This window comes from Nocardia sp. Marseille-Q1738 (assembly GCF_965283145.1).
Window position 1 is genome coordinate 224,022 of the sequence record NZ_CBDIMS010000007.1, and the last position, 24,264, is coordinate 248,285.

The window sequence follows — 24,264 nt, forward strand, 5'->3', positions numbered from 1 at the left end:
CATCCATCGCGGGCTGCCGCGCGTGATCGGCTGCTGGTGCCCTCGTAATCGATGTCCAACCGGGCTCCGATGCTGAGATCTGTTGGTTAGGGTGAACTTTGCGCCTATATAGCGTGTGCTCGAAGTACCTTAGACCCCAGTGCCCGGTGTCGTCGGGGACGTCGCAGAAGACCGGGCCGAGCTGGTCATGACCGCCATAGTGCTCGCTTTTGACACTCGTCGATACTGCGCTGAACTGCTCGGAGCGAGCTCTCAACACCCGGTCGATCATCGAACGGGCGACTGCTCGTGTGCCGTCCTGCCGATTCTGTAGGAAGTCCGAGAGATCCGGTGCGAGCTGCTTCTTGAGCGCCGGTATCAGCGTTGGGCTCGCCGGGGAGCGTGTCCACACGTCCTCCAGTGCCACAGACCGCCTATAGGTCGACGCCGCGTCACGCACAAGCAGTTCGTCTGCAAGCAGGGCTGGCATCAGGGAGATGGTGCGCTTGACGCAATGGACACAGGGGACTGCCCCCGTGTCGGTTGACTCGCGGGGTGTGTAGTTCAGGCAGCGAGTGGGGCCCGATTGAGGGTCTCATACTCGATCGGGGTCAGGCGTCCGAGTCGTCGTTGGCGGCGGCGTCGGTGATAGGTCCGTTCGATCCAGGTGACGATGGCCAGCCGCAACTCTTCACGGGTGGGCCAGTGTTTGCGGTCGAGGACGTTGCGTTGCAGCAGTGCGAAGAACGATTCCATGGCGGCGTTGTCGCCGCACGCTCCGACTCTGCCCATCGAGCCGTGTAATCCGTTGACGGACAATGCATGTACGAATTTTCGAGATCGGAACTGGCTGCCCCGGTCCGAATGCACGATGGTGCCGACCGGTGCACGCAGCGCGACCGCGTTCCGCAGTGCCGATACCGCGAGTGCGGCGGTCATGCGGTCGTTGCTGGAGTAGCCGACGATCCGGTTGGAATAGCAGTCCTTGATCGCGCACAGATAGAGCTTTCCTTCGCCGGTGCGGTGCTCGGTGATATCGGTCAGCCATATCTGGTTCGGTGCTTGTGCAGTGAATTCACGCTTGATGAGGTCGTCGTGTACCGGCGGACCCGCAGCCCTGTTCAGGCCGCGTCGGCGGGCGAAGATCGACCAGATGCGTTGCTGTGAGCACAGTCGGTGTACCCGGTTCTCCCCGGCACGGATCCCGCGATCGGCCAGTTCGTCGGTGATGAACCGGTATCCGAACGCGGGATCGTCATGGTGGATGTCGCGGGCGGCGTCGATCAGGTGCGCGTTATCCCAATCGCGTTGAGATACAGGGTTTTTGAGCCACTTGTAGAACGCTTGGGTGGTGAATCCCAGCACCCGGCAGGTCACCGCCACGGGGATACCGTCGGCGGCCAAGTCGAGGACCAGCGGGTAGCTCATTTTGGGGGTAGTTCACGGGCGAAGAACGCTGCTGCCCGACGCAGTATCTCGTTCTCTTGCTCCAGCTGCTTGTTGCGTTTACGCAGCTCACGCAGTTCGGCCGACTCCGCAGCCGTGGTGGCCTGCCGTGTGCCTTCCTCGATGTCGGCGGCTTTGAGCCAGTTGTGCAGACAACCCTCGGAGATCCCGAAATCCCTCGCGACCTGCCGCAACGGAGACTCGCCCTTGCGTGCGACAGCGACGACGTCGCGACGGAACTCCTCGGGATAGGGCTTCGGCATGGTGAACATCCTTCCAGCGAGGACGAATCCTCACAGATCAGGAGTCAACCAAGCTGGGGGCAGTCCCCAGCGCCCACTCCGGTGAACGTCCGGGCAGCGCTCCCACCTCCGGTAGTCACCTGTCCCGAGGTAAAGCGCATATGCCGGCAGGAGGCCCAGCGCCGCAGCAGCGGAAAGAAGCACCTCGCGTTGCGAGCGCGCCGCGCCCCTCGCTCCGTAGCCGAAGTCGAAGTTCCACTTGCTCCTCGCCACGGTCACGCGCTTCGCCTGGACGAGCATCCCGTAAGCGTCCGCGCCGTCCAGCCACCACCAGACCCAGTCGGCACCACTGAGAACTTCGGCTCGCTGGGTAAACGGAACAACGGTAACTGCCCGGGAGGTGTGGGCTGTCACGATCTCAGTAATTGTCGTCTCGCTCCACCGCAGGCCCGTCCGCTCGCACGCAGCCATATGCCGAACGGCCTGGACGCGAGCCCATCTGAACGCATTCTCGACCGCCGTCATGGTCTCATCCTCCTACGCGAAACCGGACAAGAGTGCACCACCGCCGCCCGGCAGCTAACACCGACAGTTCCACCGCGCGACGCCCACCCATCCCCGAACAATCACCGTCCGTGGTCACGCGACAGCCCAATAGGCGTAAGACACCGCGACACTGAGATCCGGTGCGTACCCATGATGACCAGTCGTTGCCCGGTTGCCCATGGGCTGCGTGTCCATCGCCCCGGGACCGAACCACAGGGATCAGGCCAGTCTCCGTCTCCGCGTCGCTGACCGCGGCACCCGATCGGTACGCAGTAGCGAAATCTGTAGGCACACGACAGGCCCAGCCTCCAGCCGGGGTGATGTACTACCCACCCGCCTTGACCCTAGAGCCCTCAGAAGTCGAACCACCCGGCCTGCTGCGGCACACTACCGGCAGCTACCCTGACCAAGAAACCGCTACCGGAGATATAAGTCGGAACCGCACCGCCGCCGCGCACGACTCCGCCGTCCGCCCCGATCGGAACACAAGGATCTACGCGGTGACCACGTTAAGCTCCGAGAGCACGCCTTGGGGATCGTTGAGGTAGCGGTATCCCTCCACTGGGAGATTGAACTGGCCGAGCACGTTCGCCACGGCATCGCGTTCCGCTTCAGTGACCGGGATCCGGCGCTTGATCAGACTGGCGCACAGCACGTCGACGAGCATCGCCCACTCCCCCACGTCACTATAGGTCCGGTAGCTTTCGACCAGGTCCGAAGGCAGACGGTCGGCGACGCTCTCGAGAAGGTCTCGCGAGTCCTTGCTCATCTTGTTGAGCCGACGGTTACGGGCTTCGATAGCTTGCGGATCCCGCTGACGCTTTCGTGCTTCTCGTGCCGCCCTGTCCGGATTCATCGCTCTCCTAGCCTATTTGATCGGGTCGCCATTCGCGTCGTTCCTGACTACACCCTCGCCACCGACGGGGTAGCCGGTCACGACTGAGCCGTCGGGAGCGACGATGACTTCGATTTGGACGCCGTTGCGGGTGCCGTTGACTTTCCAGTTGCCGTTGTCCTGGAGGACTGGCGGCTGGTCCGGGTTCTTCGCGACGTCGACTATTCGGTCGATGATTTTGTCGTCTTCCCAGTCATCGGTGTCGGGGAACTCGGTCTTGTTGGGCATTCCAGTCCCGGGCGCGTGCCCACCACCGTTGATGTCGTCACTCCCGTCGCCGTCGAGGATATGGATCCGTCGTTTCTGAGAAATAGTAATGTTCGCCGGGTTGGGCTTCGCCCCCTCCACCTTGTCCCACTGGTTCCCGCCACTGCCGCCGTCGGTCAGCTTGACGGTCATTGCCGCGATACCCTCGAGAGCGGCTTTGGTGCCGCCCTGAGAGAGGTCGGGGATGGCCGAGAACACGCCCGAGCCGGCAGAACCAACGGAGGTGACCACCTCGTAGATGTGGATGAGGTCACTGGCATGAACAGCAGTGCGGATAACCGCTGCCGTCGCCGTGACGACTTCTGTGGTCACCGCAGCGCCACCCGCGGCGGCAGGCCCAGCGGCTACACCGCCTGTTACGACGGCTAGGACCCCGACGACCGCGATCGTGACAGCTATCGATGCGGCGAGTTCCTTGTTGGCGTCGGAGACAGCTTTCTGGATGTCGGAGCGCATTTTGTCGAGAGCGTCGTAGTGTCCCTGGACCGGTCCGTATAACGCTTTCGCGGCCTGAGCCAACAGTTCCGCGGCTTTCTGCAGCGTGGACATTTTCTCGTCGATCGCAATAATGTTCGGGTCAGTGCTGTCTGCGAACTTGGCATTGATGCCCTTGATCCGCTCTGCGGCCCCGGTGATGTTCGTGTGCTCGGAGAACGTTTTCCACGCCTCCGCGGCAGTGTGCAACTTGGTGACGTCACCGTTGGGGATCTTGCCGACCTTCTCCAGTAGGCCCGTGATCGAGCTGTCGATTCCGGATCCGTTGTCCCCCTTCGCCGTAGCGGGGAGGTCCATCCCGGTGTCGTACAGCAGTTCGGACTCGGTTGGACGTGTCGGTTCGGCGCCGCTGGCGGTGGAGCGATTAGCCTGCCACCAGTTGTAGCCGGTGGCGGCAAGCACATCGCCGTATCGCTGCAGTGCGTTCGCCAGGGCCGCTGTCAGTTGGACTATATCGCTGGCGTACTGGTCGTAGGCGGTGATCCATGCCTGGCACTTCTCGTGGTTGCCTGCCATTCCGCCGCACTCGTGGACCAACGTGGACAGCAACGGACCCAACGCGAGAGAGATGTCGCTGGCGAGCAGCTGGCATTTCTTGGCCGCATCGAAGTAGATGCCGGAATCGATGGTCCACCCCATGGGCGTTATCCGCCGTTGAGCATCTGCTTGTTGACCTCGGCAGCGTTAATGTACTTCGTGTGTGCCTTGCGGGCGGCGTCGCTCATGTCGCGGACGCCCTCCGCGAACTCCCGAGCGGCCGTGACCCATTTCGTATGCGCTTCGAAATAGGCCCGGCCTGCGACACTTTCCCAACCGGTACCGGTGAGTCCTGCTACCTTGTCGTCGATGTCGTCGAGGTGATCACTGATGAATCCGGCCAGGCCGGACAACCTGGCCACGATCTGGTCCAGTTGGTCGACATCGACGGTGAACTCGCTCACGGAAGCTCCAGGCTGGATGCCGAGGTGTTCAACGCTGATGCGTTGGTGCAGTCGCGCCTTTCGTAGGTTTGGGCGGAAACACCAAGCTTTTCAGCCATCTCCCTCAACGCCGTGATGATCTGACCTCCCCCATCGCGGACCTCGGACCACCCTGCGGAGAAGTCGGTCGCTGCGCCGCCAGACCAGCCCCCGTCGAGCAAAGCCGCGACGTCCTGAGCTACGGACCGCAGGGCGGACTGCAAGGATTCCGCCAGCTCGTAGGTGTATTGCCCAACCTCTCTAACCTCCTCTGGCACAACCGAAATGCTTGCGCCGGAGGCTGAATCTCCCCCATCAGTCATGGCTGGACCGTAGCGATCACCTCCAGGGGTGTCAATCCCGCTGCGTCATGCAACGCAACACCACGTCCGACACCGCTCGCTCAACCACACGGTGTCGTACTGATCAGTGCGAGATTCTCCTACGGGTCTGCCGAAATCGCTGAATGACCTATTCCGGCGCGATAGCCATCGGCAAACCCGCTGAGAGAAGCTCGCAGCATGCCGGACCAGGCAAACGACATCCAGTCGAGCTCAACTCCACCGGTTGTCGATGCTCTTCGAAATTTCAGAGCGCTGACAGCAGGGCAGCCTTTCCGGAGAAGACCGTCCGGGATGTTGAAGGGGTTGTGCGGCTGGGTTTTTGTAACGGTTGGGGGCTGGTGCACGGCATCGATGGTGTCGGCTGGTTTTCTAGGCGTGAGGCTGTGAGGATCGGTCTCACCATTTCGGGCGGGAGGATGATGTGGCACCAGGACAGACACTGTCTCGAGTGATACTGCCGACAGCGGCCACAGCGGTGATGACCACGGGACTGGCGGTAGCGGTGAACTACGCCACCGGCGGGGACCATTCGGCCTGGACCTGGGTAGCCGTCGCCGTGCTGACGGTGGGCGTGTTCGCTGCATCACTGTGGGTCCAGCACGGACAATCCACACCCCCACCCGGACACGAGCCCACCGTCGGTGTCGATCTGCGCAACGTGAAAGCAGGAAGATCCCTGCGGGTCAGAGGAATACACGCAACCGGTACAGGGGTCAGAGCACGCCGAGTACGGTCCGGCGGTGACATGTCCTTCGAGGACATCGAAACCGGCCGTAACAATCCCACACATCCATGAACGAGAAGGCACGCTGGCCCGTCGCGCCGATCTACGACTTCGACCGGGTGAAAGCCGGGCGCGATCTGTTGATCCATCACACCGACAACCGCTACGAGATCGGTGTTGTGTCAAACGGGGCGCTGCTCACCGGCAGGTCGCTGTACGTGTCACAGGTGCGCGAGTTCCTCGCCCCCGTCGACGGATTGCGAGATCGGAAAGACGAACTCGATGATGTGGCCGAGTTCTGCCGCGGTGAGCAACCGTATATGTGGATCAGGGCCGAGCCGTGGGCGGGTAAATCGGCTTTGCTGTCGTGGTTCACCCTGTTCCCTCCAGCCGACATGACGGTGATCGGGTTCTTCATCACCGACCGCCTCGCCGATCAGAACGACCACAGCGCGTTCACCGCCGCTGTCCTGGATCAACTCGCCGTTCTGATGCCGGACCAACGGGCCCTCATCGCTGCCGCCACGGTCAACCGAGACGGGCTACGCAACGAACTCCTCACCCTCGCCGCACGCCGCGAAGCCGCGGCCGGCCGACGCCTGGTGCTCGTGGTCGACGGACTGGACGAGGACACCGGCACACCACCGATTGTCACCCTGCTGCCGACACGGCCGGACCTCAACCTGCGGGTCGTCGTAGCCAGTCGTCACGGCCCCGCCCTGCCCATCCCACATGGCCACCCTCTGACAGCTACCGAGCCTTACCCGCTCACGTCATCTCCATTCGCCGCCAACGTCCAAGCCAAAGCCGTCGCCGAACTCGATGCGCTGCTTCGTGGACCCGACCAACACCGTGACCTGCTCACGCTGATCACTGCCGCCAATGGCCTCACCGCATCCGAACTCACCGAACTCACCGACATGGCACCCTACGAGATCGACGGGCTACTGCGCGCGGTGGCCGGACGCAGTTTCCGTACCCGCACCACGACGGCACCGCCGCTGCCTGGCGGACACGGCGACCCGGTCTATGTGCTGGCTCACGAAACCCTGCAACGCACCGCCGAGGAACGACTCGGCATGCGACACCTCACCGCGGGTATGGACCGGCTCCACACCTGGGCCGACCACTACCGAGACCGGGCATGGCCGACCGACACCCCTGACTTCCTGCTGCGCCGCTACTTCTCAATCCTCGACAGACACCACGATCTGGCGCGGATGATCACGGCGGCGCTCGACACCGCTCGACACGATCGGATGCGGGTGCATACAGGTGGCGATGCCACCGCGTTGAGTGAGATCCGCACGGTGCAACAACATATCTGCAACCAACCCGACCCTGACCTCCTCAGCACCGCACGCCTGGCCCGCCATCGAGATCGCCTCCACAGCCGCAACGACAACATCCCCACCCAGTTACTGATTGTGATGGCGCTCCTGGGTCAACACGACCGCGCGGAAGCCCTAGCCCACTCCTACTCCACCCCAAGTCAGCAGGCCGAAGCGCTCACCGCAATCATCCAGGTAGTGGCGCAGACCGATCCCGAACGCGCTGCCCGACTCACCGAGCATGCCGAAACCATCGCCTATACCATCACCGACCGACGCTCACAAGCCGCCGCGCTCGCCAAAATCGTCGCGGTGGTGGCCGGGACCGATCCCGAACGCGCCGAGGCCATTGCCCACACCATCAGCGCCCCGCACTCCCGGGCCAGCGCACTCATCAGAATCATCGAGACGGTGGCCACTACCGACCCCGGGCACGCCGCCCGACTCACGGAACACGCCGAAACCATCACGCACACCGTCAGCGACCCGCACCACCAGACCGACTTGCTCACCTCAATCGCCCGGGCGGTGAGCCGGACCGATCCCGAACACGCGGCCCGACTCACCGAACACGCCGAATCCATCGCCCACACCATCACCGACCCGGACCGGCAGGACGACGCCCTCGTCACAGTCGCCCGGGCGGTGATCCGGCTCGATCCCGAACGGGCCGAAACCATCACGCACACCATCAGCGACCCTTACCGGCAGGCCAAAACGCTCACCTCAATCGCCCTTGCGGTAGCCCGGACCGATCCCGAACACGCAGCCCGACTCACCGAACACGCCGAAACCATCGCCCACACCATCACCGACCCGCACCACCAGACCGACTTGCTCACCTCAATCGCCCGGGCGGTGAGCCGGACCGATCCCGAACACGCGGCCCGACTCATCGAACGCGCCGAAACCATCGCCCACACCATCACCCACCCGCGCAAGCAGGCCAACGCGCTTAGAAATATCGTCCACGTAGTGGCCCAGACGGATCCTGAACGCGCCGAATCCATCGCCCGCACCATCGCCGACCCGGACCGGCAGGACGACGCCCTGGTCACAGTCGCCCAGGTGGTGATCCGGACCGATCTCCAACGCGCCCAGACCATCACGCACACCATTGCCGACCCTTACCGGCGGACCAGCGCACTCGTCAAAATCATCAAGATGGTGGCAGCGACCGACCCCGGGCACGCCGCCCGACTCACCGCACACACTGAAACGATCGCCGACACCATTACCAGCCCTCACCAACAGACCAACACGCTCGCCACAATCGCCCTCGCGGTGGCCCGGACCGATCCCGAGCACGCGGCCCGTCTCACCGAACGCGCCGAAACCATCGCCCACACCATTACCGACCCCGGCCACCAAGTTGATACGCTCGCCAAAATCAGCACGGTAGTAGCTGGCACCGATCCCGAACACGCCGCCCGTCTCACCGAACGCGCCGAAACCATCGCCCACACCATCACCGACCGGGACCGACTTTCCGGTTCGCTCGCCAACATTTCTGTGGTGGTGGCCAGAACCGATCCCGAACGCGCCGAAACCATCGCCCATAGAATCGCCGACAGTTACTTACAGACCGAAGCGCTCACCGAAATCGCCCTTGCGGTGACCCGGATTGACCCCGAACGCGCGGCCCGACTCACCGAACACATCGAAGCCATCGCCCACACCATCACCGACCCGGACTCTCGGGCCATCGCGCTCGTCAGAATCATTGATGTGGTGGCCGCGATCGATCCCGAGCGTGCGGCCCGTCTCACTGAACGCGCCGAAACCATCGCCCACACCATCACCAACCTGTACGCGCAGGCCATCGCACTCGCCACAGTCGCCCGGGTGGTGGCCCACACTGATCCCGAACGCGCCGAAACCATCGCCTGCACCGCCGACCCTCACCTACAGGCCAACGCACTCGCCGCAATCGCCCGGGTGGTGGCCCACACCGATCCCGAACGCGCCGAAACCATCGCGCACACCATCACCGATCCGTCTTGGCAAGGTGCCGCACTCATCAGAATCATCGAGGTAGTAGCTGGCACCGATCCTGAACGCGCTGCTCGGCTCACCGAACGTGCCGAAACCATCGCCCACCTCATCGCCAGCCCGCACGAACAGGCCAACGCACTCGTCAGAATCGCCCGAGTGGTGGCCCAGACCGATCCCGAACGCGCCGAAACCATCGCCTGCACCATCATGCAACCGCCCGAGCAGGCCGCCGCGCTCACCACGATCGCTGAGGTCGTTGGCAGTGCCGAAGAACGGGCCGCGGCACTTGAGGTCAACTCAGAGAGTTCGGGAGTGCGGACCAACATGCAAGCGCCCTCGGGACTACGTGAACGGAGGAGATCGAGCAAACACTTGCTGGCGCGCGCATGGTCGATCTCCAGGTGGGAGATCCCAGTATCGGCTCTGCCCATCATCGACATGCCTACCCTGCATGCTCTTGTGCTAGATCTAATTGACTAGGAATAATATCCGCAGCATACGAGGTAATTCTGATGTATAGCCCGACATTACGGTGGGGCGATGCTGACACAGCAGCACGGCCCAGATTGACGAATTTTTCCTCGACCGATAGCATCGCTTGACAACTTGCCTGCTAGCAAGGCACACACCAAATTCACCGCACGTCAGGTACGAGCCAACGCTCACCGTGCCCGACAGGATTTCGAGGAAATTATCGGCCGAGCCGTCAACACAGTCCGGCTGGGCAAGGTTCCTCGCCAACACACCGCATAGTGCCGCAAGGATTCACAGCGATCCGTACCGTGATCACCGCGTAGTCGCATATCTACGAGAACACCCCGAGGTTTTTGCGAACGGTGCCACCAGCCGCACCGCTGGTCACCTGGTCGTTCACCCATTCTTGGATTCATTCTCGATCGTGGCCACGCCGGTCTTCGCGGCAACCATTTCGGCGGTCCATGCTCGAACGTGCGTCTTCCGAATGCCCTTGAGGCTCTTGTCTCCCCAGTACGGAAGGACGTGCGCATGCCACGTGTAATCGCGCGTCGAACCCGTGGTCTCCTTGAGATGCGCCTGGACATCGAGCTAGATCTTGCCCGCGTCTGCGATCAGTCCACGGCCGGACGACGGTGCGTCACTCGTCCCGCATGCGAAGCGATCGGTTCCCCGCTTAAGCGGGGAACCGGGTAGAACAGGGCTCTACACGATTTCCCCTGCGCTCCTAAGCGGTAAGTCTGACGCCTAGGCATCAAGGTCGGAGCAGGTGGCGACGACGAGAGTACGCAGGATGGACGCGCGGCATAACCGGCGTGTGCCAACGCAGCCAGTGCAGTCTTACTGCGTACCTCAGCCCCTCCGAGCGGGTGGTACGGAACTGGTTAGACTTCCGGCCATGGTCCTTTGGGAGCCCCTTGAGAAGGCGATTGACCTGTACCGCACCCGACGGCGGGTCGCCGTAACGGTCGTCAATGGGTACATATATAATCGTTCTGCCTCATATTTCGTTCCCGAGGTAGAAGAGCCATCTCAATTCAGGCGCCCGTGGGGTGACCGAATTATAGATATTCCATCTGAGCGTTGGATTCGGGCAAACCGCTGCATTCCACTTGGTTCGACATCTTTTTCTATTGCAATTCAAGCGCTCAACGGCGCGACGGCCGCTTTGGTTGGTGCTCGTGTGACTCGCAGAGAACTGGAGCCAATCAGAGGACTTGCGATTAGTCATCAAATTGGAGGTCCATTGAGTCGCGACATCTTTCCATCAACCTAGATTCGGGCGAGGTGGAGTGCAGAGACTCGACAGTTTTAGCTCACGCGCATACCATACCGATCCAGTTCGAGCTGGAACCCGGTAGAACCGAATTATTCGAGGTCCATGCGACCGCTGCAGAGAAGGCTGTAGAATGGTGTCTGGAATTGGCGCTAATGGTTGAGGGCAAAGCTATTACCAAAACAGTTATGGCTGCCAAAGAATCGATGTTTGTCACCATTCCGTATGCGTATTCCGGAATTGCCGGAGAGTACTCCGGACACGCTGGCACGTGGACTCGTATGCGACGAGCCTAAGACGTTGTCTCATGTGGCCGATTTGGCCTTCGTGAGTTTCTTGTAGCCGGTCAGTGCTGCGGCGAGGGTAAGGAAGCCCAGGAAGTGGGTGGCCTTGCGGTCGTAGCGGATGTTGAGCCGGTGGTAGCCGGTCAGCCAGGAGATCGTTCGTTCGATGACCCATCGATGCCGGCCGAGGCGGTCGCTGCATTCGATGCCTTTGCGGGCGATCCGGACGCCGATGCCTCGGTCTCGGACCCATCGGCGTAGTTCGGTGTGGTCGTATGCTTTGTCGGCGTGCAGCTTGGCTGGTCGGCGCCTGCGTGGTCCGCGTCGTGACCGCACCGCCGCCTGGCAGGTCTTGTGGAATCCCTCGGGGCCGAGTGCGTTCAGCTCGTAGCCCAGTGGGACGAGGACCAGCGGGTCAAGTTCAGCCAGGCCGACGTGGACCGGGAGAGGGTGGTCGACCTCTTCGTCGACGTCACCGCTGACTTGGTTCGCTCTCCGACGGGCATCCGATCACGCCCGATGTTCACCCCAGGCGGGGCAGCTAAGTTGTCCGCTGACCATGGATAAGGTGAGACGGTCGTCGCGCCTGGCTGCTCACGCCGATCTGGTCGGAGTGGAACCCCGAGTGCCGTAGCCCCGGCCAGCATTGCCGAACAATCCAACCCGGCCGGACAAGCACCCTCCACCGAGCAGAGCTGTCTGTCATCACATTCCGCTGAACGTACTGCAACGCAACGACCTTCGACTCAGCTCGCGATACGAGAGCCCACCCGATCGACCCCCTTGTGGACATCGTCACTATCACGCGATAAGCGGCATTACTGGATGTTGGCGGCGGCATCGTGGCTAGTATTCGCTACTCCCACGCCAGGCTGAGGCTGCTCATTTGCTTAGCCTGGCCCCGTTCGCCCGGACGACCGCCACTTTATGGCAGTTGATCCGCTCCGTACGTCCCTATTCAAGGCGGGTAGCTGTGAGAGTACTGCGCAGATCGCTGATCCCTCTTCACGTGGCTTTCTGCGGCCGCCAAGAACTCAAGTCATGAGGGCTGAGACCAAACGCTATGCGCAGGCTGTCCAGTTCGCGTTGATATTGCCCGACGTAATCGAGGCCCCGTCCTGGATCTGCCAGACCCTCCCACTGGCGAACCCAAGGGATCAGCTCCTGGATGCCGACGAGCAGGGGAGCGATCTGGTAGGCGCTCGGCCGTGGTTGCCGCTGGAGCATGCCAACCAGATCAAGTAGTACATGGACACGATCTGTGTCATTCCAGCCGGACCAACCTAGCAGCAGGCTCTTCTCCTTGGTAGCGAGATCTGGGTAAGAGACGAAGCGTTCCCGGGGAATGTCCAGCTTGCCTCGATGCGACCAGTACGAGGGATGCCGGAAATCGCTGGCGCTGAACTTTGGTGGGACTGGGATACCCAGCGCCTGTCCTGTCCTGTCCTCGCTGCGCTGCAGTTGCCAAACCTGTTCCCATTGAGCGCGTTTACGTAGCCCAGACTCCTTGTATCTCAGCGCCCCCACATACGGAACATGCTCATTGATCAGAATCGCCGCCAACACATCACGTAGGGTCGTTTCGGGCACGCCGAGGTGGCGGGACGCATAGAGTGCGGCAACGGAACAGACTGCGGCATCGGCGCCAAGGGCCGTTGCAAGCTGGTCAATGGTCCGGGGGCGCGGGTGCATGACCCCTTTCCTGTGCTCGAACCAGAGTCGCTCATCCTCGCAGCGGTCGAGCAGCCAGGTTCGCAGTGCTTGTTCCTCCCGCTTCTCCCATGGTTCTGACGCCCACCGCCGCTTGTACTCCGGGCGCTCGACGATGACGATTGCGCGGTAGGACTCGATGGCGTCGATTCTGGCCTGCACGACTTTCTTGTAAGCAGTCGGCCAGCACTGCGGGATCTCGGTGATCGGTGTTGCGCGGTGTCTCTCGAACCAGGAGTCCGAAGCCTCACCAGCGGCGATTTTGCGTGCCAGCACGATCTCGAAGGCACGCTCGCCTGGGCGCAGCGGTGGCGGTAAAACCTCACGGGGAGTGGTCAGGCGTGCCTGCTCCTCGTCGGACAACAACCCATAGGCACCGTAGACCTCCCAGTCCAGTTCTTCCTGAATGGCAATCATCTGATGGTGTGTCTCGTCTTGGTTGGCTCTGGCCGCGTCCAAGTCGTCTTGGGTGGGCGGATGTTCCTTCGAGCAGACGGTGCTCGGCTCATGGGCATCGAGCTGCTCGGCCAAGGCGTACAGTTTCCGCGCGCGGACGACCGGAGCGCCTGTCGGCAGCGGGAGCCGGTATAGGGACTTTGGGGTAAAGCGGTAGACCCTCGCCCATTCCTTGCCGGGCGGGTAGACGGCAGGCCCATCGACCCCTATGGCGGTCCCGGTCTGCTTGAGCCAGAAGCCAGCCGTCGATGAGTTGAGCACCCCTAGCAGCGCGATGTACTCGTGCTCGTCCGCACCGGGAGATAGGCGCAGTGCGGGCGCGCTCCTGCTGAGTACCCGCCCGCCGTACTCCAGGGCAAAGCGGTTATGCGTGGCCACAGACGCAAACGTGAGTGCCGGCTCCCGAAGTGCGCTGCGAGACCAGTGTCTCCAGGCCCACCAAGGCCCATCCTCGGTCCTGGACGATTCCCGTGACCCGGGAGCCGCCCGAAGGACCTGGCGCATCATCCAGAGGTGCCGTCCCCATGATCTGCCGAGGTCCAGCGGGAGCGGGATGTCGTCTTCGTCATAGGGGGCGAGTACATCCATCGAGGCGCCTACACGCCAGTCCCCCACCGTCTCGCCGGTGACCATGCCTCGGGCCAGCTGGGCCGAGTCCTGATGGCGGAGGAACCAGGGCTGGCCGAGGGCGAAGACCTCTCGCTGTCCCGGATCCGAGACAACGCCTACCCTGCCGGAGAGGAGGTCGGCCAAGCGCTGCGGGGCCTGGGAGAGACGGCCAATGAGATCCGCAGCCCCGCCGCCCGTCATCGTCCACGGGAAGCGAAGGAAACGCTGCCGGGGTTCGTCCTGGACGCTGACCCATTCCGAGGTGCTGCCGGGCCGGTCGATCTGGTCGAGGATCGACTTCCATACGATTCCTTGGGCTGGATGCGTCGGCTGCGCCGGTTCACCACGTACACCGAGAACCGCCCGGATTGGGGTGTCACGCATGGACGGGGCGTTCCGGCCGACCAGAATCAGGGTTGGGGTCCCGTGGCCCGGCACGTAGACGCCGGAGGTGTCGATGACATGAGTCAGCGTAACGCGTGGAAAGAACTTCTCGATCAGCTTCTCGCCGAATTCACGCTTCGTGAAGGAACTGGACGTGTACTGACCGACGTAGCCTCCCGGTGTACTGCTGGATTTCCTCACTGCCAGTTGGAACATGCGCTCCGTGAAAAGAACCGAGAGCGGGAAACTTCCGGATGCTACTGTATAGACTTCCCGGTATGCCGCATTCTTCGCCTTGTCGCTCACAGAAGTGAAGGGTGGCTCAGAAATCACCGCATTGTAGGAATTTCGACCCAAAAGATCGCACACCTTGGAGAACTCGTCGACATCGTCGGCCATTCCAGGACCGGCATCCTCCTTCTCTGCGAAAGGCCACAACGACGACGCCCCAGGGGCACCGCGCCCATCCAGCAGAGCGTCGCCCATCGCCACGTTGATCACGTGGCTCGGCAGCTCACTCAGATTCCTTCGGCCGATCGCCCGCGCGACGGCCATCAACAGTCTGAACCGCGTAATACTCACCGCGAAGGGGTTGACGTCGCAGCCGTGGACGGAGTCCAGGGACCGGCGGATCAGCTCGTCATCCGGGATTTCGGGTGCCACTGTGCGCCAGGCATCCAGAAGCCGCGCGAAAAGCCTCAGCGGAAATGTTCCCGACCCGCAGGCGGGGTCGATTCCACGAAATCCTCGGGGGCCAAATTCCGTGATGGCAGGGTCGACCGTGAGTCGCAGGAGGAATTCCACGATGAAATCGGGTGTCCGGATCAGCGCATAGGATTTACGTGATCGCTCGCTGATGTCCTGGTACAAGTCGCCGAGGAAGTCGGTATCGAGTTTTTGATCAGCGAAGTTGATCCGAAGGGCACCGTCCTCGCCTCGCCGCCTCCAGAACGCGATCAACTCGGCCGCAGCTTGAGGAGACGGCGCCAGTTCCCACTGCGGATTGTGGGCTCTGTCGAAGATGCGGTCCATCGCTACGTGAGACCGCGCCAAGTGCGTAAACGCCTCGACTAGCCAGTCCTGGTCGTTGGCCCCGGGATGCTCGGCATAGTAGGCGGACTGCAGCTCCTCCGCCTCCATCAACCACCGCCCCGGTCCTGCGATGAATGGCCGGTTGACAAGTCCATTGTCCTCGCAAAAGCGCACGAACACCGTGCCTAGCACCCATGCCGTCGCGGTCTGCGTGATGCGGTCGTCCCTCCAGGAACCGTATGTGGCGGCTGTTCGGCCGGATGCTCGCACGTGTTCGTACGAGGCCCGCAGCCGGTTGCGATAGCGGTCAACATCGTCGCTGCGCTCGCGGAGGTCCGCCTCCAGCGCCCGAACCTGTTTACGTACACCCGCTACGAGCATCGTCCTGTCCAGCGAGGACGTCTCCGGATCAGCTCCGCCAGTCGGAGGCACAGCGGCGACCTCTCCTCCGTACGTTATCGATGTCCACATTCCACTGTCTCGTCGGGTACATCCTGCCAGCTCTCGGGCCGCCACTCTGTTCCCGACGATCGTCGGCGGATGGTTTCAGTCGATCAGGGCCTGGCGCTCTATTATTTCCTTTGCGCACCGGCCTGGATACAGCCGGGCACCATGCGCTCCGACGGCGCGTCGGGGCAGGACCAGCGAGGGGGCACATGCTGACGCGACTCGAAGTCAGTGGATTTAAGAACCTTCTGGATCTCAGGGTCGAGTTCGGTCCCTTCACCTGCATCGCGGGGGAAAATGGGACGGGAAAGTCAAATGTCTTTGACGCGATCCAGTTCCTGAGCCTGCTCGCCGACCTCTCCATGATCGAGGCGGCCCAGACCGTACGCGGGACCCACGGCACGTTGCATGGTGACGCACGCGACCTGTTCTGGAACGGTTACGGGGATGGCGAGCATCTGATGACGTTCGCCGTGGAGATGATCGTCCCGGGCGAGGTGGAAGACGACTTCGGTAGGTTGGCCGAACCGACGTCAACGTTTCTCCGCTATGAGCTCCACCTTGGATACCAACCGCCCCAGCTCCGAGAACGGGGCGGCAAGCTGACACTTCGCTACGAGGATCTAAGCCGGATCAGACCCAGCGAGGCTCTTTCGCATCTGCGCTTCCCTCATCACGCCGCGGACTTCCGCAAGGCCGTTGTCCGCTCTCGCCGCTCGAGCGCTCCTTACATCTCCACGTCTCTCGAGACGGGTGACGCTGTCGTCAGTATCCATGCCGACGGTAGTCGCAGAGGCCAGCCTCGTCCGGCGCCCGCGAGCCGGGCCCCACAGACCATGCTTTCCACGATCAACCGGAATGACGACCCGACCATCCTTGCTGCCAGGCGGGAGATGCAGTCCTGGCGGCGACTGGCCCTCGAACCCTCCGCGCTGCGTACCTCTGACCGCTATACCGACCCCAGTGAGATGCAGCCTGACGGCCTGCACCTGCCACGGAGCCTGGACCGGATTGCGCGGGAAAAATCTCCAGAGGACCCTGCGCGGGTTTACTCGCGAGTCGCGGGGCGGCTGTCTGACCTATCTGGACTGCGTGTCAAGACTCTGCATGTGGACGCCGACGACACACGCGAGCTACTGACGATCAAGCTCCACGAGATCGACGGCATGGTGTTACCAGCTCGAAGCCTGTCAGAGGGAACGTTGCGCTTCCTCGCCCTGTGTGTCTTGCTGGAAGACCCGGAAGTGCACGGCCTGCTCTGCATGGAAGAGCCGGAGAACGGCATCCATCCGGCCAACCTTTCCGCGATGGTAAACCTGGTACGCGACCTGGCGGTGGACCCATCCCTGCCGGTGGACGAAGACAACCCCTTTCGGCAAGTCCTGATCAACACACACTCGCCGGGCGTCGTACAGCTCGTCGACCCGGCGGACCTGCTGATCGCGGACACCACCATTGTCCCGGGGGCCGACGGCCAGGCCGCGCGGGGACTGCGGCTGCGCCCTCTGGCCGATGCGTGGCGCGCCGGCGGGTCCGGAACGGGCTACGGCACCAAGGCCGACATACTTGCGTACCTCACAGCCCCGCCCGAAGCACGGCTGACTCTTGAGAAGAGCGCGTCGTGACCGTTCGTGCCCTCTACCTCTGTGAGGGATCCAGTGACACGGGTCTGCGCTTTCACATCGAGGGGATAGCGGGAGCCATGGGCAGACAGATCCTTGTGACGGTTCCCGACCTGAACCGCCTGCCGAACAAACCCGGCCACTCGGTTGCTGACAAACTGCGAGCAGCTCAGCAGCTCAGCGACGGCGGGCACACATACGACCTCGTCGTCATCCACCGTGACTCGGACCGCGAGCCCCCGGACCGTCGCCGCAAAGAAATCGCGGAAGCGGTGGCCGCAGTGAGCCCCGGGCTAGCGCATGTGCCCGTGATCCCAGTGCGGATGCTGGAGGCATGGCTGGTGCTCGACCAATCAGCGATCCGAGAAGTCGCAGGCAACCCCAACGGCAAGATGGCACTCAACCTTCCGAAGCCGGCCAAGGCGGAATCGGTGGCGGATCCCAAGGCGCTACTCAAACAAGCGATTGCCACGGCCAGCGAGGAAAGAGGGCGCGGTCTGCAGAAACTCCAGGCACGCTTCCCGGCGAACCGCGCGCGGCTCCTGCAGATGCTAGATCGCGAGGGACCGGTCAAGCAGCTCGCGTCCTGGCAGTCGTTCACGGACGACCTGCGTGAGGCGCTGGGGCGCAGTAACTAACGCTCCGACGCCAAGTGCCGCTTCGCGTTTCCGCACAAGAAGCGGAGCGGACCAGGTAGAACTCTCTCGTAGAACATCCGAGCGCCGCTGAGAACCGGGCCGGGATGGTCCAGGCCGAACGTGACTACTTCGATGGCTGTGCCTGAATGTGGCAAGCCGGTGGCAGACTTTGTGGCGAGTGGAATCGTTGACCTTGTATCGTCGCCGAACGCAATGGTATTCGGCATTACCGAGCGTTTCGGCGTGGCTGTACCCACAGGTCGGCTGATACGTGATAGTCGCAGAATGCCGCACGGTGCAAGCAAACCGGTCGAGCCACACCCCGCCGACCGGCAACCACGACGAACCAACGAACCGGAAGCAGACTTCGAAATCGCCTTCGTCAACGGAGCCGACGGCGAGGCTCTCGCCCGGCAGCAGGTGACTGGGCATGTTCCGGCGAGCACTGATGAGGCGAAGCAATGACTCTTTACGGGTTTGTGGAAGTTACGCCGCCGATGCGGTTCCGGCTCACACGCGCGAACGGAGATGTGGTCGAGACACAGCTGGTTCGCAAGCTTGTCGTCATAGAGGACGGCCGACCGAGCGAGGACCTGGCCGGTTTCGTTGTGAGGCTCGAAGACGGCGCGGAGACTACGCTCGGCCACCTACTCCTCCACTGGGGAGAGACGACGGTGGGCCTGCTCGACTATGACCCTTCGTAGTGCCGAGCGGGGTTGACCGGAGTCAGGCCAAGTCGTCGAACTCTCCGGCCTTGCAGCCCTTCAGCCAGGCTGAGAACTCCGCTCGCGTGAACGCCACAGTTCCGGCCTCGCGTGCGTTGGAGTTGCGAACGTAGATGGTGTTCGGCGTACCGGCGACCTCAACGCACGTGCCGTTGTCGGTGAAGCTCGACACCCGCCATTCGAGGCTATCCATGGTTCTTCCGCTCCCATTCGTCTGCCAGTCCGAGGATGAATTTGCGCGACTCGGTGGGGTTCAGAGCAACCTTCGCCCCATGGTCGAACGCACTGGCGAAGTATCCCACCTCCTCGGCATCTGTGATGAACCGCCCGCCGCCGTAGGACTCGATGTGAACGCGCGGCGAACCCCATGGATGGCTCATGATCGAGAACGAGTGCAGCCGCCGCGCTTCGTACTGTCCCGCGTCGTAGGTCGTCACCCGTACCGTCACATTCGGCAGCTCCGACAGCTCCGCCAGCGTCCGCAACTGTTCGGACATCACGTCGGGGGTGCCTACGCGCAGACGTAGCGAAGGTTCCGGCTGAATCACGTCCAGCACCAACTCACCCGAACGCACACGCTTCTGCCGGTGCAGACGCTGGTCCACCGCCTGCTGTACGTAGGTGTCCGAGACTCCCGAGATTCCGACTCTGCTCACCAGCGCTTCGACATAGGCCGGAATCTGTAGCAGCCCGTAGACGGCTCGCGGTTCGTGCGTGCGAATGGATGTAGCCGACTGCTCCATACCGAGATACGTCGACAGCCACTCGGGTATCTCGCCCTCGATCGCGGGCACGCTGCTCAGCATCGCCGACAGCTCGTCCATCGTAATTCCGAGTGCTTCAGCGTATTTCGGTCGCTGCGCCGGATACGGTGTCCCCTCGTTGCGCTCCCATCTACCGAGCGTGGTCCGATCCACCCCCACGGCTTCGGCTATCTGCTCCTGAGTCTTCCCGGTCGCCTTCCGCGCCTCGATGAGACGTTGCCTGCGCATACATGCATCGTAGGTGCAACTTGCGCGCCGTGGTCTGTTTCGCTATTCGCGCGGAACATTGATCCTCACAAGGGGAAATCCAGAGAGGGGCACGTCGATGTACGCACTACCGCAACAGATTCCGGGTGAACATGAGTACCCGGCGGGCACAGTAGAGCGTCCATCCGTCGAACTGATCAGGCGTACCGCCGTCGCACTTGCGCATTGGGCGGGCACCGACGACCAGAGGACACATTCAGGGGATACCGAATGACTACCGGAACAGCGGCGGAAACAGCCGTGCTGTCCGTACTCGCACCGGGTGGATTGCTGACCACTGCGCAGATCACCCGCGACGCGCAGCTCACCGAGTGGAGTGCTCGCCGGGCGATAGGACAGCTCGAATCACGGGGCCTGATCATGGCGACGGCGCGTGGTTCCCGGTGGTCGATCACTCCGCGAGGGCGTGCGGCATGGGTCACCAAATTCCGGCGGTTCGCGGAATGAGTTGGGTCGACGTCGGCATCGCGGTCGCGGTCGGGCTGCCGCTGGGCGTACTCATCGCGGTGATCTTCTGGCCCGAGCGCATCCCGAAGGACCGGTCGGTGGAGGCGATCAGGCAGCGCATCGAGGACGAGGATGACCAGCCGGTACCACGGGAGTAAGTACAGCTTTGCCCAAGAAAGGGTGCCGTTACCCTGTGTTCGGGTGGCTCTCCACTGCCTTGACCCGGCGCCGGAGCAGGCAGAATTCGTTCCCCTCCGGGTCGGCCAGCACGTGCCATGTTGCGGCGCCGGTCTGGCCGATGTCGACCTTCCGCGCACCCGCGGCGAGCAGCCGTGCCAGTTCCGCGTCCTGATCGCGGTCGGTGGGGTTCACGTCGAAGTGCAGCGGCAGTTTCCCGCGCTTCGGCTCGGTGCTGCGACCGAACACCAGTGTGGGCTGCGGCCCGCCGAAGCCGGTTCCGGGTGGGCCGATCTCCAGGTGGTCGTCGCCCTCCCAGCCGAGTTCGACGTAGCCGAGGACTTCGCACCAGAAGTCCGCCAGCCGTTGGGGGTCCGCACAGTCGATGACCAGTTCGGTGATCCTGCAAGACATGCGCGCGACACTAGCGTGCGCGACTGTTCCGAACAGCGGTTTTCCTTGTCGGCACGGCGAAGCGGTCATGAGGCTTGGCAGCTCGTTCGGCCAGGCTCCGTGCAACATTCGTTCCACTGGCCAGCCATACTGCAGGTGCCGATTCGCATCGTCGATGAACTCATCTGCCGAAATATCCACGGCCACAGACAATCGCGCCGATGTAGTTGTCGCCGTGACTGGATCCCCGAAAGCATCGGCTGGACGTGTGGGGGCCTGCCATCCGTTGCGTCACAGGCACTCCGGGCCGTGAGCGCGGCCTCCAGCGGCAGTCAACCTATTCGGCTGGAAAATGGATGGCTCGGATGTTCGTGGTCCGGCTAGGTTGCGCCAGTGGCGCAGATCGAAGGCTGGTGTGATGACCGATTCGGCGCGGTCGCCGAGGCGCTGGCGGTCTCGCTGGACTCCGATGGTGTCGGCGCGGCGGCGGCGGTGTTCGTCGACGGTTCGCCGGTGGTCGATATCTGGGGCGGATACGCCGACGCCGCCGGCACCGTCGCGTGGGAGCGCGACACCATCGTCACCGTGTGGTCGACGACCAAGACGATGGTGGCGCTGTGTGCACTGATCCTGGCCGATCGAGGCGACCTCGATCTGGACGCGCCGGTCGCGGTCTACTGGCCGGAGTTCGCGGCCGCGGGAAAACAGGATGTGCGGGTTCGGCAGTTGCTGGGTCATACGGCGGGCCTGCCGGTCTGGGACGATCCGGTCACGGCCGCTGACCTGTACGAGTGGTCGATGGTCACTGCGCGGCTGGCCGCGCAGCCACCGCGGTGGGCGCCGGGCACCGCGGCCGGATATCACGCGATCACCTTCGGGTTCCTGGTTGGTGAGGTCATCGCCAGGGTGACCGGGCGCAGTGTCGGCACGTTCTTCGCCGAGGAGGTGGCCGGGCCGCTGGGCGCCGACTTCCATATCGGGCTCGCCGCCGAGCACGACCGGCGCGTCGCCACGCTGCTCCCCGCGCCCGAAGGGGACAAACCGCCGGGATTCCCGGTCGGGGTGTCCGACGCGAACACGGCGCATTGGCGGCGCGCCGAGATCCCCGCCGTGAACGGTCACGGCAATGCCCGCTCGATCGCCGCTGTGCAGTCGGTGCTGGCGTGCGGTGGCACCGTTGGCGGGGTCCGGCTGCTGTCACCGGACGGGTGCGAGCGCGTCTTCGACGAACAGTTCCGCGGCACCGACCGCATCCTGGACTATCCGATCCGCTGGGGTATGGGGTACCGGTTGGAGAACCGCACGTGTTCGTGGGGTGGGTGGGGCGGCTCGCTGGTGCTCGTCGACTTCGACCATCGAATGACGGTGTCGTATGTGATGAACCAGATGCTCTGGAACCGCGGCTACGACCGGTCGCTCGGCGTGCTGCTGGCCGCGTACGAGGCGATCACGAGCTGACTGCTGTAGCCCTCGAAGAGGATCGGCCGCACCGCTGCTAGATCATAGGCAGCCTGGACTTCCCGCAGTTGGATAATCCCTTGCTCGTCGCAGTGAGCCCAGCTCTACACCGACGACCGGGACGTTGAGCGAATCTACGAGATGACCCTGACCGACGGCATCTGGACGCTGCATGAACTGGTACACGGTCATCGGCAGATGCGGATGTCATGAGCCGCAGTCGATCTCATACGCTGACCGCGCGCTCCACGGCATGAGCGGACGTCCAGTCCGGCGACCCGGATGCGTTTGGCCGATAACCGGCCGACCGCCTCGGGCCGCGGTGGACATCCAATCTCACACCGCAGTCTGATTCCATGTCATACCCGGGGATTACGTGCAACGAGAATTCGGCCGATAGCTTCGGGGTATCGAAATCGGCGCCCGCTCCGACATCGATCGGCTGGCATCGTCGACGGACGGAGGTGGCGTCTCCGACTCAGCTCTCAGGAAGATCTATGACGACACCTGCCTTGGTCCCCGAGTCCTCTCCACGGTCACCGCGGCGCGGCGCTGACGGTGATTACGCCCGTCTGTCGCGCCGGATCTCCGACGCGGGGCTGATGAAGCGGCGTCCCGTCTACTACGCCGTCCGGCTCAGCCTCGTGGGGCTTGCGTTCGTAGCCGGCTGGGCGGCGTTCGTTCTCATCGGCGATTCCTGGTGGACGCTGCTGGTCGCGGGGTTCATGGCCGTGACGTTCGCTCAAATCGCACTCGTCATGCATGATGTCGCGCACCGCCAAGTCTTCCGGCTACGGCAGCCGACGGAGCTCATGGGACGACTCGTCGGCAACGCCGGCATCGGCCTGGGCTACGGCTGGTGGCAGGACAAGCACACCCGGCATCACGCCAACCCGAACCACGAGGAACTCGACCCCGATGTCGCGCCCGACATTCTGGTCTGGTCACAACAGCAGGCACGGTCCAGCCGCGGTCTGCCTCGTCTCATCGGGAGGGCGCAGGCGTTCCTGTTCTTCCCCCTCCTGTTGCTGGAGGGCCTGAACCTCCATGTGGCCGGCGTACGTGCGCTCAGAAATCGATCGGTCAAACACCGCGGATTGGAGGGCACACTGCTGTTCGGCCACTTCGCCACCTACCTGGCCGCACTGTTCGCGGTTCTGCCCGCCGACAAAGCCTTCGCGTTCCTTGCTGTCCACCAGGGCCTCTTCGGCCTGTACATGGGCTGCATCTTCGCCCCGAACCACAAGGGCATGCCGACCTTGACCGGCGACAACCGCCCCGACTACCTCCGTCGCCAGGTGCTGACCTCCCGCAACGTGCGGGGTGGCGCGTTGACCGACCTCGCCCTCGGCGGGCTCAACTATCAGATCGAGCATCATTTGTTCCCGAGCATGCCGACGCCGAACCTGCGTCACGCCCGGGTGATCGTCCGCGACTACTGCACCGAAATCGGCGTGCCCTACCACGAAACTGGGCTGATCTCCTCGTATCGCGAGGCGCTGAGACACCTGCACCACGTCGGCGCTCCTCTGCGCACTCCCGATCGACACCCGGGTGCCGGAGTGCCACAACGCAATCATTGAACACAAGCTGGGCATCACGACGCCCCGGACACACCGGGGCCGTCGGCGGTGTTGGGCGTCCGCTCATCGGCAAGAGCCGAACCTCGCCGACCGGCAGCCACGACGCCCCAACGAACCAGAAGCAGAGTTCCACGACACCTTCCTCGACGAAGCCGAGGACGAGGCTCGCACCCAACAACAGGCCAACGTCCTCCTAGAGATCGCACGATGGCAAGCGGCCCAGCAAGACTGCGACACCACCCGCCTACAACTGATAGTCGGCTTCGATCACCAACCACCCACCCGAAAACCGCGG

Annotated in this window: 20 protein-coding genes and 2 pseudogenes; 9 read left to right on the forward strand and 13 right to left on the reverse strand. The window is 63.2% G+C overall.

The features are described 5' to 3' along the window. Positions 1-543 precede the first annotated feature (543 nt). The 7 genes from ACWPXK_RS24260 to ACWPXK_RS24290 all read right to left on the reverse strand — a co-directional run bounded on the left by ACWPXK_RS24260 (position 544) and on the right by ACWPXK_RS24290 (position 6,400). Positions 544-1,688 (reverse strand): IS3 family transposase gene (locus ACWPXK_RS24260; protein WP_454198469.1). Its coding sequence is split into 2 segments (ribosomal slippage): positions 544-1,415 and positions 1,415-1,688, totalling 1,146 coding nucleotides; the frame shifts between segments, so codons are not numbered across the junction. Positions 1,689-1,718: 30 nt separating this feature from the next. Then, the gene (locus tag ACWPXK_RS24265; protein ID WP_454198470.1) at positions 1,719-2,192 is read right to left on the reverse strand and encodes a hypothetical protein; all 474 of its coding nucleotides are present in this window, start codon (positions 2,190-2,192) and stop codon (positions 1,719-1,721) included. Between the two features lie 514 nt (positions 2,193-2,706). Next, a complete protein-coding gene (locus tag ACWPXK_RS24270) occupies positions 2,707-3,069 on the reverse strand; it encodes a hypothetical protein (protein WP_454198471.1) in 363 nt (120 codons plus the stop codon). Between the two features lie 12 nt (positions 3,070-3,081). Then, positions 3,082-4,509 carry an EndoU domain-containing protein gene (locus tag ACWPXK_RS24275; protein WP_454198472.1) on the reverse strand — a complete coding sequence of 476 codons (1,428 nt, stop codon included), beginning with the start codon at positions 4,507-4,509 and terminating at the stop codon, positions 3,082-3,084. Between the two features lie 5 nt (positions 4,510-4,514). Then, positions 4,515-4,811, reverse strand: a complete 297-nt coding sequence (locus ACWPXK_RS24280) for a WXG100 family type VII secretion target (protein WP_043732571.1) — start codon at positions 4,809-4,811, stop codon at positions 4,515-4,517. After that, a complete protein-coding gene (locus ACWPXK_RS24285) occupies positions 4,808-5,152 on the reverse strand; it encodes a WXG100 family type VII secretion target (protein WP_195129081.1) in 345 nt (114 codons plus the stop codon). Before ACWPXK_RS24285 ends, ACWPXK_RS24280 begins: the two co-directional genes overlap by 4 nt. 966 nt (positions 5,153-6,118) lie before the next feature. Beyond that, entirely contained in the window at positions 6,119-6,400 is a 282-nt protein-coding gene (locus ACWPXK_RS24290) for a hypothetical protein (RefSeq protein ID WP_454198473.1), read from the reverse strand. A 576-nt stretch (positions 6,401-6,976) separates the two neighbouring features. On the opposite strand from ACWPXK_RS24290, the gene ACWPXK_RS24295 reads away from it, so the two are divergent. Further along, positions 6,977-9,703 carry a hypothetical protein gene (locus ACWPXK_RS24295; RefSeq protein WP_454198474.1) on the forward strand — a complete coding sequence of 909 codons (2,727 nt, stop codon included), beginning with the start codon at positions 6,977-6,979 and terminating at the stop codon, positions 9,701-9,703. 390 nt (positions 9,704-10,093) lie between these two features. Here ACWPXK_RS24295 and ACWPXK_RS24300 read toward each other — a convergent pair. From ACWPXK_RS24300 to pglX, 3 genes and pseudogenes are all read right to left on the reverse strand, one after another. Next, positions 10,094-10,267 (reverse strand): annotated as a pseudogene (locus tag ACWPXK_RS24300) (site-specific integrase); the annotation flags it as partial. A gap of 1,011 nt (positions 10,268-11,278) precedes the next feature. After that, positions 11,279-11,584 (reverse strand): annotated as a pseudogene (locus tag ACWPXK_RS24305) (transposase); the annotation flags it as partial. 678 nt (positions 11,585-12,262) lie between these two features. Then, positions 12,263-15,829 carry a BREX-2 system adenine-specific DNA-methyltransferase PglX gene (gene pglX / locus ACWPXK_RS24310; protein ID WP_454198475.1) on the reverse strand — a complete coding sequence of 1,189 codons (3,567 nt, stop codon included), beginning with the start codon at positions 15,827-15,829 and terminating at the stop codon, positions 12,263-12,265. A 275-nt stretch (positions 15,830-16,104) separates the two neighbouring features. On the opposite strand from pglX, the gene ACWPXK_RS24315 reads away from it, so the two are divergent. The 4 genes from ACWPXK_RS24315 to ACWPXK_RS24330 all read left to right on the forward strand — a co-directional run bounded on the left by ACWPXK_RS24315 (position 16,105) and on the right by ACWPXK_RS24330 (position 18,859). Then, on the forward strand, positions 16,105-17,520 hold the full coding sequence (locus ACWPXK_RS24315; RefSeq protein ID WP_454198476.1) for an AAA family ATPase: 1,416 nt from the start codon (positions 16,105-16,107) through the stop codon (positions 17,518-17,520). After that, on the forward strand, positions 17,517-18,155 hold the full coding sequence (locus ACWPXK_RS24320; RefSeq protein ID WP_454198477.1) for a hypothetical protein: 639 nt from the start codon (positions 17,517-17,519) through the stop codon (positions 18,153-18,155). The genes ACWPXK_RS24315 and ACWPXK_RS24320 overlap by 4 nt, the downstream gene beginning before the upstream one ends. Positions 18,156-18,287: 132 nt before the next feature. Then, entirely contained in the window at positions 18,288-18,620 is a 333-nt protein-coding gene (locus ACWPXK_RS24325) for a hypothetical protein (RefSeq protein ID WP_454198478.1), read from the forward strand. Beyond that, on the forward strand, positions 18,617-18,859 hold the full coding sequence (locus ACWPXK_RS24330) for a hypothetical protein (protein ID WP_454198479.1): 243 nt from the start codon (positions 18,617-18,619) through the stop codon (positions 18,857-18,859). Before ACWPXK_RS24325 ends, ACWPXK_RS24330 begins: the two co-directional genes overlap by 4 nt. Positions 18,860-18,881: 22 nt before the next feature. Here ACWPXK_RS24330 and ACWPXK_RS24335 read toward each other — a convergent pair whose 3' ends face one another. Together ACWPXK_RS24335 and ACWPXK_RS24340 are read right to left on the reverse strand one after the other, a co-directional pair. Further along, positions 18,882-19,073 (reverse strand): DUF397 domain-containing protein, encoded by a 192-nt coding sequence (locus ACWPXK_RS24335; RefSeq protein ID WP_454198480.1) that lies wholly within the window; start codon positions 19,071-19,073, stop codon positions 18,882-18,884. Continuing rightward, on the reverse strand, positions 19,066-19,872 hold the full coding sequence (locus ACWPXK_RS24340) for a helix-turn-helix domain-containing protein (protein ID WP_454198481.1): 807 nt from the start codon (positions 19,870-19,872) through the stop codon (positions 19,066-19,068). The genes ACWPXK_RS24335 and ACWPXK_RS24340 overlap by 8 nt, the downstream gene beginning before the upstream one ends. Before the next feature lie 249 nt (positions 19,873-20,121). On the opposite strand from ACWPXK_RS24340, the gene ACWPXK_RS24345 reads away from it, so the two are divergent. Together ACWPXK_RS24345 and ACWPXK_RS24350 are read left to right on the forward strand one after the other, a co-directional pair. After that, on the forward strand, positions 20,122-20,358 hold the full coding sequence (locus tag ACWPXK_RS24345) for a hypothetical protein (protein WP_454198482.1): 237 nt from the start codon (positions 20,122-20,124) through the stop codon (positions 20,356-20,358). Further along, on the forward strand, positions 20,355-20,516 hold the full coding sequence (locus tag ACWPXK_RS24350) for a hypothetical protein (RefSeq protein ID WP_454198483.1): 162 nt from the start codon (positions 20,355-20,357) through the stop codon (positions 20,514-20,516). The genes ACWPXK_RS24345 and ACWPXK_RS24350 overlap by 4 nt, the downstream gene beginning before the upstream one ends. A 28-nt stretch (positions 20,517-20,544) precedes the next feature. Here the strand turns inward: ACWPXK_RS24350 and ACWPXK_RS24355 are convergent, their stop codons facing one another. Then, positions 20,545-20,949, reverse strand: a complete 405-nt coding sequence (locus ACWPXK_RS24355; RefSeq protein WP_454198484.1) for a VOC family protein — start codon at positions 20,947-20,949, stop codon at positions 20,545-20,547. 372 nt (positions 20,950-21,321) lie between these two features. On the opposite strand from ACWPXK_RS24355, the gene ACWPXK_RS24360 reads away from it, so the two are divergent. Both ACWPXK_RS24360 and ACWPXK_RS24365 read left to right on the forward strand, forming a co-directional pair. After that, positions 21,322-22,386, forward strand: coding sequence for a serine hydrolase domain-containing protein (locus ACWPXK_RS24360; protein WP_454198485.1), 1,065 nt, complete (start codon positions 21,322-21,324; stop codon positions 22,384-22,386). Between the two features lie 497 nt (positions 22,387-22,883). Continuing rightward, entirely contained in the window at positions 22,884-23,969 is a 1,086-nt protein-coding gene (locus tag ACWPXK_RS24365) for a fatty acid desaturase family protein (protein ID WP_454198486.1), read from the forward strand. Positions 23,970-24,264: the final 295 nt, after the last annotated feature.

Excerpts from the sequence above, each read along its gene's own strand:
- ACWPXK_RS24265 (WP_454198470.1), bottom strand. The coding sequence starts at position 2,192 with ATGACGGCGGTCGAGAATGCGTTCAGATGGGCTCGCGTCCAGGCCGTT.
- ACWPXK_RS24270 (WP_454198471.1), bottom strand. The coding sequence starts at position 3,069 with ATGAATCCGGACAGGGCGGCACGAGAAGCACGAAAGCGTCAGCGGGAT.
- ACWPXK_RS24275 (WP_454198472.1), bottom strand. The coding sequence starts at position 4,509 with ATGGGGTGGACCATCGATTCCGGCATCTACTTCGATGCGGCCAAGAAA.
- ACWPXK_RS24285 (WP_195129081.1), bottom strand. The coding sequence starts at position 5,152 with ATGACTGATGGGGGAGATTCAGCCTCCGGCGCAAGCATTTCGGTTGTG.
- ACWPXK_RS24295 (WP_454198474.1), top strand. The coding sequence starts at position 6,977 with ATGCGACACCTCACCGCGGGTATGGACCGGCTCCACACCTGGGCCGAC.
- pglX (WP_454198475.1), bottom strand. The coding sequence starts at position 15,829 with ATGCTCGTAGCGGGTGTACGTAAACAGGTTCGGGCGCTGGAGGCGGAC.
- ACWPXK_RS24315 (WP_454198476.1), top strand. The coding sequence starts at position 16,105 with ATGCTGACGCGACTCGAAGTCAGTGGATTTAAGAACCTTCTGGATCTC.
- ACWPXK_RS24325 (WP_454198478.1), top strand. The coding sequence starts at position 18,288 with ATGGCTGTGCCTGAATGTGGCAAGCCGGTGGCAGACTTTGTGGCGAGT.
- ACWPXK_RS24330 (WP_454198479.1), top strand. The coding sequence starts at position 18,617 with ATGACTCTTTACGGGTTTGTGGAAGTTACGCCGCCGATGCGGTTCCGG.
- ACWPXK_RS24335 (WP_454198480.1), bottom strand. The coding sequence starts at position 19,073 with ATGGATAGCCTCGAATGGCGGGTGTCGAGCTTCACCGACAACGGCACG.
- ACWPXK_RS24340 (WP_454198481.1), bottom strand. The coding sequence starts at position 19,872 with ATGCGCAGGCAACGTCTCATCGAGGCGCGGAAGGCGACCGGGAAGACT.
- ACWPXK_RS24345 (WP_454198482.1), top strand. The coding sequence starts at position 20,122 with ATGACTACCGGAACAGCGGCGGAAACAGCCGTGCTGTCCGTACTCGCA.
- ACWPXK_RS24350 (WP_454198483.1), top strand. The coding sequence starts at position 20,355 with ATGAGTTGGGTCGACGTCGGCATCGCGGTCGCGGTCGGGCTGCCGCTG.
- ACWPXK_RS24355 (WP_454198484.1), bottom strand. The coding sequence starts at position 20,949 with ATGTCTTGCAGGATCACCGAACTGGTCATCGACTGTGCGGACCCCCAA.
- ACWPXK_RS24365 (WP_454198486.1), top strand. The coding sequence starts at position 22,884 with ATGACGACACCTGCCTTGGTCCCCGAGTCCTCTCCACGGTCACCGCGG.